Source organism: Arthrobacter sp. AQ5-05, assembly GCF_003287975.1.
In the GTDB taxonomy this organism is placed as follows: Bacteria; Actinomycetota; Actinomycetes; order Actinomycetales; family Micrococcaceae; genus Paeniglutamicibacter.
Genome location: NZ_QMKQ01000003.1, coordinates 99,487 through 113,984, shown reverse-complemented (window position 1 = coordinate 113,984; position 14,498 = coordinate 99,487). Strand labels below are relative to the sequence as shown.

The 14,498-nt window shown below is 65.3% G+C and carries 12 protein-coding genes; 5 read left to right on the top strand and 7 right to left on the bottom strand.

All coding sequences use genetic code 11. The features are described from left to right. Position 1: 1 nt before the first annotated feature. The 6 genes from DQ353_RS04960 to DQ353_RS04935 all read right to left on the bottom strand — a co-directional run bounded on the left by DQ353_RS04960 (position 2) and on the right by DQ353_RS04935 (position 8,314). A complete protein-coding gene (locus DQ353_RS04960) occupies positions 2-1,012 on the bottom strand; it encodes a virulence RhuM family protein (RefSeq protein WP_113761685.1) in 1,011 nt (336 codons plus the stop codon). Next, positions 1,005-2,522: a type I restriction-modification system subunit M gene (locus DQ353_RS04955; protein WP_113761684.1), complete on the bottom strand. Its 1,518-nt coding sequence runs from the start codon at positions 2,520-2,522 to the stop codon at positions 1,005-1,007. The genes DQ353_RS04960 and DQ353_RS04955 overlap by 8 nt, the downstream gene beginning before the upstream one ends. Continuing rightward, positions 2,519-3,142: a restriction endonuclease subunit S gene (locus DQ353_RS04950; RefSeq protein WP_113761683.1), complete on the bottom strand. Its 624-nt coding sequence runs from the start codon at positions 3,140-3,142 to the stop codon at positions 2,519-2,521. The genes DQ353_RS04955 and DQ353_RS04950 overlap by 4 nt, the downstream gene beginning before the upstream one ends. Positions 3,143-3,377: 235 nt before the next feature. Continuing rightward, positions 3,378-3,851 carry a hypothetical protein gene (locus DQ353_RS04945; RefSeq protein ID WP_113761682.1) on the bottom strand — a complete coding sequence of 158 codons (474 nt, stop codon included), beginning with the start codon at positions 3,849-3,851 and terminating at the stop codon, positions 3,378-3,380. Positions 3,852-4,149: 298 nt separating this feature from the next. Further along, positions 4,150-5,937, bottom strand: coding sequence for a DEAD/DEAH box helicase (locus DQ353_RS04940; protein ID WP_113761681.1), 1,788 nt, complete (start codon positions 5,935-5,937; stop codon positions 4,150-4,152). 256 nt (positions 5,938-6,193) lie between these two features. Further along, on the bottom strand, positions 6,194-8,314 hold the full coding sequence (locus tag DQ353_RS04935; RefSeq protein WP_286166626.1) for an MMPL family transporter: 2,121 nt from the start codon (positions 8,312-8,314) through the stop codon (positions 6,194-6,196). 134 nt (positions 8,315-8,448) lie between these two features. On the opposite strand from DQ353_RS04935, the gene DQ353_RS04930 reads away from it, so the two are divergent. From DQ353_RS04930 to DQ353_RS04910, 5 genes are all read left to right on the top strand, one after another. Beyond that, positions 8,449-8,913 carry a MarR family winged helix-turn-helix transcriptional regulator gene (locus DQ353_RS04930; protein ID WP_113761825.1) on the top strand — a complete coding sequence of 155 codons (465 nt, stop codon included), beginning with the start codon at positions 8,449-8,451 and terminating at the stop codon, positions 8,911-8,913. Positions 8,914-9,016: 103 nt separating this feature from the next. Next, positions 9,017-10,507, top strand: coding sequence for a glycoside hydrolase family 1 protein (locus tag DQ353_RS04925; RefSeq protein ID WP_113761679.1), 1,491 nt, complete (start codon positions 9,017-9,019; stop codon positions 10,505-10,507). Between the two features lie 80 nt (positions 10,508-10,587). Next, positions 10,588-11,208, top strand: a complete 621-nt coding sequence (locus DQ353_RS04920) for a LysE family transporter (RefSeq protein ID WP_113761678.1) — start codon at positions 10,588-10,590, stop codon at positions 11,206-11,208. Between the two features lie 115 nt (positions 11,209-11,323). Beyond that, complete coding sequence (locus tag DQ353_RS04915) at positions 11,324-11,833, top strand: low molecular weight protein-tyrosine-phosphatase (protein WP_113761677.1); 510 nt, start codon at positions 11,324-11,326, stop codon at positions 11,831-11,833. Beyond that, the gene (locus tag DQ353_RS04910) at positions 11,769-13,865 is read left to right on the top strand and encodes a chorismate-binding protein (protein WP_113761676.1); all 2,097 of its coding nucleotides are present in this window, start codon (positions 11,769-11,771) and stop codon (positions 13,863-13,865) included. Before DQ353_RS04915 ends, DQ353_RS04910 begins: the two co-directional genes overlap by 65 nt. Before the next feature lie 56 nt (positions 13,866-13,921). On the opposite strand, the gene DQ353_RS04905 is transcribed toward DQ353_RS04910, so the two are convergent. After that, positions 13,922-14,338: a hypothetical protein gene (locus tag DQ353_RS04905; protein WP_113761675.1), complete on the bottom strand. Its 417-nt coding sequence runs from the start codon at positions 14,336-14,338 to the stop codon at positions 13,922-13,924. Positions 14,339-14,498: the final 160 nt, after the last annotated feature.

Sequence of the window (14,498 nt, the reverse complement as noted above, 5' to 3'; positions counted from 1 at the left end):
GTCAATCGTCCTTTCGTGGCGACACCAGTCGCTCGAGCTCCGCAATGTCCGCTTCATCCGCCGCGATGGCAGCGGTTGCCTTACGTTTGGCGTCGAACTCGTCATAGCGCTCGGCAGCTAGTTTCTTTGCGACGGCAGCGCTGACGCTTCCAGCGTTCGTGAGGAGTTCACGTCCATTGAATTCCAAGAACGCATCGAGTTTTTCGCTCCACTGCTCCATCGTCACGGTCTGACGTCGTTTGGCTTGGTCCTCGGCGTAGTCAAGATACATGGTGACAACGCGGTTGAGCTCATCCACTTCGCCCTGCGACAGGTAGTTCTTGCCCGTCGCAACATCGCCCTTGCGCACAATGGATCCCTCCCAATTAGTGAGTCCCATGTTGGGTGCATCCGCGTCGCTACGATCCTTGACAAGTTCGGCGGCAGTTTTTCCGGTCACGGCCCAGAGCATCTTGTTCTGCACCTTGGCGAAGAACAACTTGGCCTCGTCCGTTGTGGGATCGTAGTCGACCGCCGTCATGTAGAGATCGCGTACCTTTTGGTAGAAGCGCTTCTCCGAGGCCCGAATGTCCCGGATGCGCTCGAGCCACTCATCAAAATAGTTCCATTGTTCGGCACCCTTGAGCTTGGCATCATCCATAGCAAAGCCCTTGACCAGGTACTCCGCAAGTACCGTCGTCGCCCACCGGCGAAACTGGGTGCCGCGTGGCGAACGCACACGAAAGCCCACAGCCAAGATCACGTCGAGGCTATAGCGCTTCACAGAACGGCGCACATCGCGCCCGCCCTCAGATCGAACTTGTAAGTAATCGTTACAAGTTGCCGCTTCCAAGAGTTCTCCCTCGGAGTAGACAGCCGCAATATGCTGGGTGATGGCCTGCGGGGAAACCTGGAACAGTTCCGCGATCTCTCGCTGGGCAAGCCAAGCAGTGCCCCCTATGGCATGCAGCTGCACATGTGCCAGACCGTCATCAGTCGTATAGAGGATTACTTCCCCGATCGAATCAGTCATCGAGGCCCAGCTCCTTCAGATAACCTGCCATGCGTGCTCGCACGGTCACAAGTTCGGTCTCAAGCTTGTTGATCTCGCGCTGGACAGCGGCGACATCGACTTCTTCCTCGGGTTCGAACGTGTCCACGTACCTCGGGATGTTCAGGTTGTAGTCATTACCAACTATTTCTTCGTGGCTCGCCAAATGCGAGTAGCGTTCGATCTCTGAACGCCCGTTGTAGACGCCAAGGATCTTGGCGATGTGGGATTCTTCCAGCAGGTTCTGCGATTTCACCGCAGTGAACTCACTGCTGGCATCGAGGAAGAGGACATCGGTTCGTCCGGAGTTGGCTCCGCCGGCCTCACGCGATCGGTCAAAGATGAGAATTGCGACGGGAATGCTCGTGGTGGTGAACAGGTTTGCCGGCAGGCCGATTACGGCATCGAGAAGGTTCTCCTCGATCAGCGCCTTGCGGATACGTCCTTCGGAAGCACCACGAAACAGCACACCGTGCGGCACGATCACGGCAACGCGCCCGGACTGCCGCTTGGCAACCTCGATCATGTGGGTGATAAACGCATAGTCGCCCTTACTCTTCGGCGGAACGCCGCGCCAGAAACGCTTGTGCTCATCAGCTTCGGCGTCCTCGGCACCCCATTTATCCAGCGAAAACGGTGGGTTGGCAACCACGACGTCGTACTGCCGCAGACGGTCGTTCTCGAGCAGTGTCGGTGCCGTGAGGGTGTTGCCCCATTCGATGCGCGCTGAATCGTTGGCATGCATGAACATGTTCATGCGAGCCAGGGCCCACGTGGCACCGTTGACTTCCTGACCATACAGCGCATAGTTGTTGGTGCCGACCTCGGCCGCGGCCTGGATCAGCAGGGACCCGGATCCGCAAGCCGGGTCAAAAATCGTGTCGCCGGGCTCCGGCTTAGCGAGCTTCGCCAACAGCTCGGAGACCGAACGCGGGGTATAGAACTCCCCGGCTTTCTTGCCGGCGTCGGACGCGAATCGCGAGATCAGGTAGATATAGGTTTCGCCAATGATGTCGTCGCTGACCCGCGAAGGGCGCAGATCCAATTCCGGCTTGTTGAAATCCACGAGAAGGTGCTTGAGGCGCCGGTTGCGCTCCTTGGTCTGGCCCAGGTTTGCTTCCGAATTGAAGTCGATGTTGCGGAAGACCCCGTCGAGCTTGGCGCGGTTGGCGTCTTCAATCGATTCGAGCGCCCGGTTGATCTGGTCACCGATATCCTCAGCATTGCGCTGCTCGTACAAGGTATAGAAGCTCGCACCTTCCGGGAGCGGGAAGCGCTCCCGGCCTAGCTTGGTCGCGATCTTGCGCTCATCGCCTTCGTACTCCTGCTCGTACGATTCCTTGTGGTCGTTCCAGATGTCCGAGATGTACTTCAGGAATAACATCACCAGGATGTAGTCCTTGTACTGGGTTGCATCGACGACCCCGCGGAAGGTATCGCAGGCCGCCCAGGCTGCCCTGTTGATGCGGTCTTGCGTGACGTTGTTGTTCATCGGATCTCCTCGGAGTCGAGTGCTGATATTGAGTGGAGGGCAAGCCGGTCGAGGTGGTGCCCAACAACGGCCTGTCGAAGACTTGCGACCCGATCGCGTATGCGAGTTTCCTCGGCGGACAAGGCTGCGACGGCAGCAATTCGATGCTGAATATCGAGGGACGGAAGACTTATTTGGAGGGCTTCGAGGGCAGGCTTTGTCACCATCTTCACGCCGGTGCCTTGCGCTTCACTATCGAAATAGTGGCGAGCCAAGGGGCGTCCAAGGAACCATGCCAGGTAGCCATGATCCAAAACGTCGGGATCGGGATGGAGAATGAACAGCGGCGCGACAGCCAACACAGGTTCGTCGATGCCAGTGATTGCGCATGCACCCCAAAACGGGCCACGGGAACGAAATACCAGTTCACCCTGATCCACGTAGTGCTGCTTGGATGCGGCCGGGGTCATCGTGCGCAGTGCAGTTTCGCTAGCGTATTGCCCGTCCGCGTTGATGTCGCCCTGCTGCACAGTCAGCGTGCCGTCAAGTGCAGCCGTTTCCAGACGAGTGCGACTGGTAAATCCCGATCGCACTGCGCAGACTTCTCCCAACTGCACCTGCTGGACCTTCTGGTTGTTCATGATAAAAATATATCACACATGATCAGTAAGTGTGATACTGCAAATAAAAATCAAGAGTTTCCTGACCTTCGCTGCTCAAGTCCACCTTTCATTCGCTACGTTGCCGGCCAGGGCGCTCCACGGTTCGACCCTTGTGGCATCGGCGTTAAAGCTAGACGGCCCGGCCTGGCTTGGAAGCCGGGCCGGGTCGTTCACTGTTGAGTAGTTTGCTGTCATTCAGGCAGCTGGGCGCCTATCAACGGCCCAGCACCGTGTTGACCCCAAGTGAGGCGAGCACCGCGAACACGGTTCCCCACAGCATGATGGAAATGACCTGCCAGAAGATCACTTTTTCCTTGGCGGCGCCGAAGGACACCAGTGCTGCCGAGGTGATCTGGCTTGGCAGGATGGTCTGCCCCAACAGGCTGACGCCGGCGATGCCGTACTTGTCGAAGGCCGAACGCAACTTGGCGTATTTCACCGACGGGGAGGCATTCTCCTTGGCAACCTTCCGGCGCACCAGGTGGGCCCCGTTGACCAGCAGGAGCATCGAGGCGACGTTTCCAATGACAGCGGCCCCCACGGCAATCACCGGGTGGATCCCGATGACCACTCCGAGCGCCGAGCCGAAGTAGGACTCGATGAAGGGGATGGCCGCGGCCAGCATCACGGCGACCCACTGAAGTGCTGGCGGGAATTCGGCGGTGAACTGCTGCAGCGATTCAATCAAGGTGGGTCTCCAATGTCGTCAGGTCGTGGCCAGCTGCGCGGTTTCCCTGCGGATCGAATGATTCGAGCGCTTGCCGCGGTGTCATTTCCCCAGATTATTGGTTCTTCCCTCCCGCCCCGGGCATCCATAGGATGATCTCCCGGGGCCCCGGGCCAGCCCGGATTCAACCAAAGGGATGATTCCGCAAGCCTCGCCGAGGTCCCTTAAATACACAGGTGGGCCCTGGATTGCAACGATTGTTGCATTCCCGGGCCCACCTGTCGGATCAGGCTGGCCACCAGCGGTGGCCGGAACGATCCTAGAAGTTGCGGCCGTTCGAGGCCGGAGCCGAGGCGCGGCGCGGACCTCGTCCACGACCTGCACCGGCTGCGGCTTCAACCTTGGAGGCACCCAGTGCTTCGGCGATGGTGTTGCCGCCGCGCGGGCGGGAGCCGGCACCCGAACCCTGGCGCTGGCCGGAGTTGTTGCGTGCAGCTGCCGAACCGCGGTTCGGAACGGGGCTGCGACGGGCTACGTCGCGGTCGTCCTGGCGCACGTCGACACGACGGTCGGCGCGGTTGTCGGCGCGGTTCTCGGTGCGACGTTCGCCGCCACGCGAAGCCGAGGCACCGCGGCTGTCATTGCGGCGTTCTCCACCACGACCGCCGGCAGCGGCGTAGCCGCGGCCTTCGCCACGGTTCTCCGTGCGGTTCTCGGTGCGACGCTCACCGCCACGTCCTGCCGAGGCGTTGCCGCCGCGGCTCTCGGTGCGACGCTCACCGCGGTTTTCGTCGCGGGTGCGAGGTGCCTCGCCACCGGCGCTCTTGGCGGTGCCGCGTCCGCCGCGGCGACGGCCACGGCCGCCTGCTGCGTCGGAATCGTTCAGGGTGTCCTTGCGGACGCTGGCGGTGCTGCGCAGCTGCGGGGCAACATAGGCAACGGGCTCGGCCCGCTCGCCGACAACGTCGGAGACGACCTGGGCGTTCGGGGTGACCTTGACCATCGGCACCTTGATGCCCGCGGCCTTCAGCAGCGACTTGACGTCGCTCTGCTGGTCCGGGGTGGCGATGGTGACGACGGTTCCGCTGGAACCGGCACGGGCGGTGCGGCCCGAGCGGTGCAGGTAGGCCTTATGCTCTGCCGGCGGGTCGATGTGGACCACGAGCTCGACACCGTCGACGTGCACGCCGCGGGCGGCAACGTCGGTGGCCACCAGCACGCGGGCATCGCCGGCCGAGAAGGCGGCAAGGTTGCGGTCGCGGGCGTTCTGGCTCAGGTTGCCGTGCAGGTCCACGGTGGGGATCCCGCACTTGGACAGCCAGACGGCCATCTTCTTGGCGTGGTGCTTGGTGCGCATGAACATGATGCGGCGTCCGGAGCCGGAAGCCAGGGTGCGCACCAGTTCCTTCTTGTCGTCGTTGGACACCAGGAACACGTGGTGCTCCATGGTGTTCACCGAAGCCGAAGGTGCATCGACCGAGTGCACGGTCGGGTTCTCCAGGTAGCGCTGGACCAGCTTGTCCACGCCGTTGTCCAGCGTGGCGGAGAAGAGCATGTGCTGGATGCCGCGCGGGGCCTGGTCCAGGATGCGCTTGACGACCGGCAGGAAGCCGAGATCGGCCATGTGGTCGGCCTCGTCCAGCACGGAGATTTCCACGCGGGAGAGATCGGCGACGCGCTGCTTGAGCAGGTCCTCGAGGCGGCCCGGGCAGGCAATGAGGATGTCAACGCCGGCGTTGAGGTCCTTTTCCTGGCGCACCTGCGAGACGCCGCCGAAGACGACGGCGGTGCGCAGGTCCACGGCCTTGGCCAGCGGCTCTACGACCTTGGCGATCTGGGTGGCCAGTTCGCGGGTGGGTGCCATGATCAGGGCGCGCGGGAAGCGGGCCTTGCGTGGCTTGGGGTTGGCGGCCAGGCGGGCAACCACCGGAAGGGAGAAGGCCAGGGTCTTGCCCGAGCCGGTCTGGCCGCGACCCAGGACGTCTCCGCCGTTGAGGGTGGTGGGCAGCGTGGCTTCCTGAATGGGGAATGCCGATTCGATTCCCTGGGCCGCGAGGACCTCGGAGAAGATTGCGGGCACGCCAAGGGAAGTGAATGAAGGACTCACGTGGTACTTTCTCTCAAAGCTTCGCACGACGGTTTCGGCGCGCGTGGTCGCCGAAGAAAGAGAGAGCCAAGATGGCGCTAAGCGCACATTGACCGGCCGCGTTCGCTCCCCTGAAAGGAAGCAAGGCATACGGCGGATCGGGAAATCTAATCTGTCGACGCATAGACCCTCGGACTGCAAGCAGAGTGCTCGCACCTTACCGATCTACAAGTACCCAGCTTATCAGCACCCGGGGCCTCACCGAACGAGAGATCCGTTACCTTGCGCGTCCCAGCTTGCTCGGCCACCACGCCTTCCTGCCGAGATCATGGATCAGGGCCGGCACCAGCAGCGACCTGACCACCAGGGTGTCAAGCAGCACGCCGAAGGCGACGATGAATCCGAGCTGCAGAAGGAACATGATGGGGATGATGCCCAGCGCGGCAAATGTGGCCGCCAGCACCACGCCCGCCGAGGTGATGACGCCTCCGGTGACGGCCAGGCCTCGCAGGACGCCCGCACGCGTGCCATGCTTCAGGGATTCCTCCCGGACCCGGGTCATCAGGAAGATGTTGTAGTCCACGCCCAACGCCACCAGGAACACGAACCCGAATAGCGGAACGGACGGGTCGGCCCCGACGAAGTTGAAGATGCCGTTGAAGACCCAGGCGGAAACCCCCATCGCCGTCCCGTAGGAAAGCAGGGTGGTCGCCACCAGGAGCACCGGTGCGAGGATCGAGCGCAGCAGCAACATCAAGATGACCAGGATGGCACCCAGGACCAGCGGAATGATCTTGACCAGGTCCGCCTGGGCGGTGGTCGCCGTGTCGCTGAGCGTGGCGGTGGTTCCACCCACCAGCGACCCGGGGTCTTCGTGGTGCAGCAGCCTCCGCAGGTCGAGCAGCGTCGACTTGGCGGCGTCCGAGTCGGCGGCGTCACCAAGCGTGATCGACATCAGGGAGCGTCCCTCGACGACCTGAGGTTCACCACCGGCCCGGGCCAGCGCCGGTCCCCCGTCCGCGGCCTGGAGGTAGGCCGAAGCCACCCCGTCGACGTCCTCGACCAGGGGCACCAGGTCGGCCGCCCTTGCTTCGTCGACGACGGCGAACAGCGGGCTGCCGGTTCCGCCGGGGAAATGCTCGCCGAGCGCGATCTGCCCGTCCCGGGAATCGGTCTGGCCCAGGACCAGTTCGCTTTGCGGCACACCGGAGGCCTTGAGCTGGGTCATGCCCAGGGCCCCGGCAGCCAGCAGCAGCGCGGTGAGCACCCAGATCGGCCGGGGGTGGCGGCCGACGAATCCCGCGACGCGACCCCACAATCCCGCGGGAAGCTCCTCGGGCCCAAGCGGGGCCTGCGGCTTCGGCGGGAACGGCCAGTAGGCAGCCCTTCCCAGCAGCGCCAGGGCAGCCGGCAGAAACGTCAGGGCGGCGATGATGGAGAAGATGATGCCGCTGGCCCCGATGGGCCCCAGCGCCTTGTTGGAGTTCAGGTCCGAGAAGAGCAGGCACAGCAGGCCCGCGGTCACGGTGCCGCCGGAGGCCAGGATGGGTTCCACGGACCGCTTCCATGCGGTGGCCGCGGCCTCCCAGCGGCCTTGCCCTCCGGCGAGCGCCTCCTTGTGCCTGGCGACCAGCAACAGCGAGTAGTCGGTTGCAGCGCCGATGACAAGGATCGAGAGGATGCCCTGGCTTTGCCCGTCCAGCCGGATCCAACCTTCCTTGGCCATGAAGTACACGGCCAGGATGGCCGCGCAGAGAGCGGCGACCGAAGTGAACAACACGGTGACCGGCAACAGGACTGAGCGATAGACCAGCAGCAGGATCAGGAACACGGCACCGAGCGCCACGCCGAGCAGCACACCGTCGATGCCACCGAAGGCCTCGACCAGATCGGCGCTGAACCCGGCGGGGCCGGTGACGTAGGCGCGGGTCCCCTCGGGGATCCGATCGGCGAGTTCCGCCCGCAGGGAGCCGACGGCTTCGTCGACTTCCACGTTGCCGTCCAGCGGGACGAGCAGCTGCGCGGCTAGTCCGTCTTCGGAAGCGAAGGGCCCGACGATGTCGCCGTCAAGGTCCTTCAGGTCCGTGAGCGATGCAACCACTTCCTTGATGGCTGCTTGGTCAAGGGCCGAGTCTCCGGCGATCACCACCACGGCCGGAATGGCGTCAGAGGTGCGGAACTTGGCCTGCCATTCCAGGGCCCGGGTCGCCTCGGCGCTGGTCGGCAGGAACGCCGCCTGGTCGTTGGTCTGCACGTCGCCGAGCTTGCCGAAGGTCGGCCCGCCCACTCCGGCGACGCCGAGCCAGATCGCGACGAGCACGATGGCCAGCGCCGCGCGCAAGACGGCCTTGCCGGTGCCCGGCCGGCGCCTATTTCCCCGCCTGCCGGTGCCCGCCACTGCGTCCTTGACCTGATTTCCCACGATCCAACTCCTCGTTGTGCGGTCGATTCTAGGCCCGCATTCCGCTATGCCTGTATCAAATAGTATTTCCATGATGGAACCATTTCAAGCCTCGGCATAGAATGGTCCCCATGGATCCCGCCGCCGCCTTCGAACTCGTCCTGCTGCTTCAGCAGTTCGGGCAGGCATCGGACCGCTACGTCGAGTCCACCGGCACCCGGCACAAGACCCACCGCACGGACATGAATGCGCTGGCCGCCATCATGCGCTTCGAACGCGCAGGGACCCCGCCGACCCCGGGGGACCTCTCTCGGACCCTGCAACTCAGTTCACCGGCCACCAGCGCCATGCTGGACCGTCTCGAGCGCATCGGACACATCGAGCGCCTGCGCATCGACAAGGACCGCCGTGTGGTCCGCGTCAAGCTCACCCCCAAGGCGCAGGCCGACGGGCGCGCCATGTTCGCACCCCTGGCGGCGAGCATGATGGAGGTCATTTCCACCTACACCGATCAGGAAGTGAAGCTGGTGTCCCGCTTCATGGCCGACGCGACGGCCGGCGTGGACAAGGCCAGGCACGACGCGGAACACGCGTAGCCGCCACCGCTGGCCTGGCCCGCAGCGGGGATCCGCACTAGGCTCGTGGCAACCGTCGGCCGAACGCTGGTGCGTTCATGATCGTTGAGGACCAGTCCCCGCCATGACCGAACTACCCACCACGGGCACGCCCCACCCCCTTGCCGCCGGATTCGATTCCACGCGCACCCTGGAATTTCCCCCCGGATTCCGCTTCGGGTCGGCAACCGCCGCCTTCCAGATCGAGGGCGCAAGCCACGAGGACGGCCGGGAGGACTCCATTTGGGATGCGTTTTGCCGGGTCGACGGCGCGGTGTTTTCCGGCCACGACGGATCGGTTTCCGCCGACCACTACCACCGGATGCCCCAGGACGTGGCGCTCATGTCGGAGCTGGGCCTGGACACCTACAGGTTCTCCACCTCCTGGGCGCGCATCAAGCCCGGGGACCGGGAGCTGAACCCCAGGGGACTGGACTTCTACTCGCGGCTGGTCGACGAGCTGCTGGGCAACGGGATCTCCCCGTGGCTCACGCTCTACCACTGGGACCTGCCGCAGGCCCTGGGCGAGCGCGGCGGCTGGGCGAACCGCGACACCGCATACCGCTTTGCCGACTACGCGCTGGAGGTGTTCGAGCACCTGAAGGACCGGGTCACGGACTGGACGACGCTGAACGAGCCATGGTGTTCGTCCTTCCTCTCCCATGCCGGCGGCGAGCATGCCCCCGGGCACACCGACCCCGCCGAGGCGGTGGCCGCCGCGCACCACCTGTTGCTGGGCCACGGACTGGCCACCGAGGCAATGCGGGAGTCCGCGGGCAGGGAGCACCGGCTGGGCATCACGCTGAATTTCACCGTCGCCGATCCCGCCGACCCGGCCAACCCCCGGGACGTGGATGCAGCCCGGCGCATCGATGGCTCCTTCAACAGGGTCTTCCTTGACCCGATCTTCCGCGGCCAATACCCCGAAGACGTCCTTGAGGACATGGCCGCCGCCGGCCTGGCCGGGCACATCCGGGACAACGACCTGGAAACCATTGCCGCGCCCATCGACGTGCTGGGCGTGAACTACTACAACGGGGTGCTGGTTGCCGCGCCCCGGGATCCGCAGGCATCCGAGCAGTCGCTGGTGTCCACCTCCGAGCGCGGACTCCCGCGCCGGAGCCCCGCGGTGGGCAGCGAGCGGGTGCAAAACATCGACCGGCCCCTGCCGCGCACCGCCATGGGCTGGGAGGTCCAACCAGAGGGGCTCGAACGGTTGCTGCTGCGCCTGCAGGAGGAATACACGGGGCCGGCCGGGATCCCCATGGTCATCACGGAGAACGGCGCCGCCTACGACGATGATCCCGACGAGAGCGGGTTCGTCGATGACAGTGCCGGGCGGCTGGCGTTCATCGATGCGCACCTGCGGGCCGTGCACCGGGCCATGGAACACGGGGCCGAGGTGCGCGGGTACCTGGTGTGGTCGCTGCTGGACAACTTCGAGTGGGCCTTTGGCTACGACAAGCGCTTCGGGATCGTCCGGGTCGACTACGACACCCAGGCCCGCATCCCCAAGGCCTCGGCCCGCTGGTATGCGCAGGTTGCCTCCTCGCACCGGGTGCCGGCCTGGGAATAGCGTTCGCCGGCCGTCTCACCTGCCGGGATGCCGGGACGGGCGAGTACGGGCGCGGGCCCGCGCTCCCCTAAACTTGTCCGGTGACTCTTTCCCTTTGGCTCTCGCTGCTCGGCGCTTCCACGTTGATCAGCTTCACCCCCGGCGCCGGGGCCATCAACACCATGACCAACTCGCTGAACTCCGGATTCCGCCGATCCATGTGGGGCATCCTGGGCCAGCAGGCCGCCCTGCTCATCCATGTGATCGTGGTGGCCGCCGGCGTGGGGCTGCTGGTGTCCCGTTCCCCGTTGGTCTTCACCGGCATCCGCTACGCCGGTGCCGCCTACCTGGTGTACCTGGGCGTGCGGCTGATCCTGGCCAAGCCGCAGGGAAGCGAGGAAATCGACCTGCGCGGGCGCGAATCTTCCCTTTCGATGTTCCGCCGCGGACTGTGGGTCAACCTGCTCAACCCCAAGGCCATCGTGTTCTTTCTGGCCTTCACCCCGCAGTTCATCCGCCTCGATGCCCCGGCAGTGCCCCAGTACCTGGTCTTCATCGGAACCATCGTGGCCGTGGACATCGTGGTGATGTGGCTGTTCTTTGCCGCCTCGGCCAAGAGCTTCAGCCGCTTCACCGCCACCGAGCGCGGGCAAAAGATCCTGAACCTGACCTTCGGCACCCTGTTCATTTTCGTCGCCGCCCTGCTGGTCTTCATCCACTGACGCCTCGCACCGCACCGCGGTCGGCAGGCACGGAGGAAGGGCACAATCCGATAACCATCGGGTGGAAGCGTGTTTAGGCCTGTCACTAGGTGCGTAAGGGCCCTAGACTAAAACCATGTTTCGGATAATGACAGTGTGCACGGGCAACATCTGCCGCTCCCCCATGGCCGAGTACATGCTTCGCACGGCACTTAACGATGCCGGGATCACTGACGTCTCGGTGGAGTCCGCCGGCACCAGCGACGGCGAGGCAGGCCACGGCATCGACCCGCGGGCCGCGGCCGTCCTGCAGTCCCACGGCATCGATGCCGAGGAACACGTCGCCCGCGTCCTTGACCCGGATTCGTTGCCCGGGGTGGACCTGCTGCTGGCCATGGACCAGGACCACTACGCGGCGCTGGCGAAGCTGCTGCCCACCGACGCCTCGGCTCCACGACCCGAACTGCGCATGATGCGCTCCTTCGACACCGCCCTGTCCGCGACCCCGCTCGAGGACCAGGGCATCTACGATCCATGGTTCGGCGACTCGGCGGATTTCCGCCTGTGCTGGCAAATGGTCAATGCCGCCATCCCGGGAGTGCTCGACTACGTGCGCGCCCACATCATGCCCCAACGTGGCAACTAGCCCCGTTCTGCTCCTTGGCATCGACGGCCGCTCCGGCGCCGGGAAGAGCACCCTTGCCGCGGAGCTGGCCACCGTCCTGCGCCGCCACCGCGAGGTCTCCGTCTTCCACCTCGAGGACATCTACCCCGGATGGGACGGCTTGGCCGCCGGCACCGCAGCCTACGTCGAGCAGGTCCTGACCCCGCTGGCCCAGGGCCGGGCCGCCGGCTGGGACACCTGGGACTGGGGCTCGAGCGCCACCGGCACCCGGGCAGCATTGGATCCCGCCCCGGTCATCATCATCGAGGGTGTCGGGGCCGGCTGTGCCGCAGCCCGCCCGCTGCTCGATGCCCTCCTCTGGGTCCAGGTGCCCGACGACACCCGCAAGACCCGTGCCCTGGAACGCGACGGGGAGGTCTTCGCCGCGCATTGGGACGCCTGGGCCGCCCAGGAGGATGCCTATCTGGCCGCCGATTCGGTGCAGGACCACGCCGATGTCACCGTGGAGAACCGGGCCGACGGCAGTGCCCCGGGGCACGTGTTGCGGGTGCTGCGGGCATTGCCGGCCTGCCACCGCGTGCTCGCTCCCGAGCGCGCCGAGTCCGCGGCGCTGGAACCGGTCCACCTGGCGATGGATGCCGCCCCGGATGCCGCTGCGCTCTTCGCGGCGCTCTATTCCGGGGACGAGCATGCCGTGCTGCTCGAATCGAGCAACCTCGGCTTCATCGACCCGCGCCAACGCAACCGCTATTCCATCATGGCCGCGGCCAACACCGATGAGTGCGCCATCTACGAACAACGCGGCGGGATCGGGATCCTCACCGAGGGAACCGCCACCGCACGGCTCACCGGCGGCTTCTTCGATTGGCTCTCCCGGGTCTGGGAAGCCGGAAGCTTCCAGCCGGACCAGACCGGCCTGCCCTTCCTTCCCGGCTGGCTGGGTTACCTGGGCTACGAGCTCAAGCGGGAGACCGGCGGCAGCGACAACGTGGCCGCGGCACGGGTTCCCGGCGGGCCGGCCGACGCGGCCCTGCTCAGGCCCTCCCAAGTCGTGGTCGTTGACCACCACACCTCCACCGTGCACCTGCTGGCCACCAGCGACGCGGCCGGATTCCATGCCCGGGTCGGCAAGGTGTTGCCCGGAGCCGTGAAGTCGCCGGCGGTTCCCGCGGCCCTGCAGCCGGCACCCGGGTTCACGGTGCGCGACGAGCGCGACGGCTACCTGGACAAGGTCCGTGCGGCCCAGGAGCAGATCCGCCAGGGCAACAGCTACGAGGTCTGCCTGACCACGGCGCTGGCCGCCCCGGGTGTGCCGTGCGACCCATGGGAAAACTACCTGCGCCTGCGCGCGGCCAATCCCGCGCCCTTCGCCCACTACCTGCGCTTCGGGAACATGGCAGCGGCCAGCACCTCCCCCGAGCGGTTCATGTCCATCGGCGCCAACGGCTGGATGCGGGCCGAGCCCATCAAGGGCACCCGGCCGCGCGGTCAAACACCGGAGGCCGACCGGCAGCTTCACCGGGACCTGGTATCCTCGCCCAAGGACCGTGCCGAGAACATCATGATCGTGGACTTGCTGCGCAACGACCTCTCGCACTTCGCAGTGCCCGGCACGCTATCGGTGCCGCGGCTCTGTGCCATTGAAAGCTATGCGACGGTGCACCAGATGGTCTCGACCATCGATGCGAAGCTGCGCCCGGGCGCCCCGCGCGCCGAGGCCATCGCCGCAGCGTTCCCCGCCGGTTCCATGACCGGGGCGCCAAAGGTCTCCACCATGGCCATCCTTGATTCCCTGGAGGACGGGGCGGCCCGCGGCCTGTATTCCGGGGCCGTCGGGTACTTCTCCGCCAGCGGGTCCGCGGACCTGTCGGTGGTGATCCGCACCCTGGTGATGAGCCGGTTGCCCGGGGCCGAAGCCGGGTCGTGGGACCTGTCCCTGGGCGTGGGCGGGGCGATCACCGCGGATTCCTCCCCCGAGGAGGAATGGGACGAGGTCCGCACCAAGGCCTTCGGCGTGCTCTCGGCCCTGGGCACAACCTTCCCGGGCAGCTAACAGGCACGCCGGCCCGCGGTGTTGTGCCGTGGCGGACCGGCGGCAGCCCATGGGGACTATGCCTGGCCGACGGCCTTCTTCAGCAGCTGAACCAATTGCTTCTTGTCCTCGTCGGCCAGTTTGGTCACGGCGTAGGAGCTTGGCCAGAAGTTGCCTTCGTCGAGGTTGGCATCCGGCTGGAACCCGATCGTTGCATAGCGCACCTTGAACTTGGCGGCGCTCTGGAAGAACACCACCACCTTGCCCTCCGCATTGATGTAGGCGGGCATGCCGTACCAGGTCTTCGCCCCCAGGGAAGTGTGCTTCTTGACCAGCTCGTGCAGGGTCTCGGCCAGTTCATGGTCCGTGCCGGTCATCTCCCCGATCGCGGCAAGGCATGCCGCTTCCAGGTCGGCCGCGGCCTTTGATGCCTTGGCCTCGGCTGCGGCGGCCCGCATCGCTGCCTTTTCCTCTTTGCTGAAGGTCGTGCTCATGGCTGGTTCCTCTCAATCGTCTGCGTTACGCCATTTACTCTAGGTGGAGTCAACGGGGAGCGCTTCTTGAATCCTGCTTGGCTTGTCTGTCCTGCGTTGGATGCGGACGGGCAGTCCTCCGAGTGCTCTCCGGCCCGGACTTCTGCTTCGAGTCGCCACA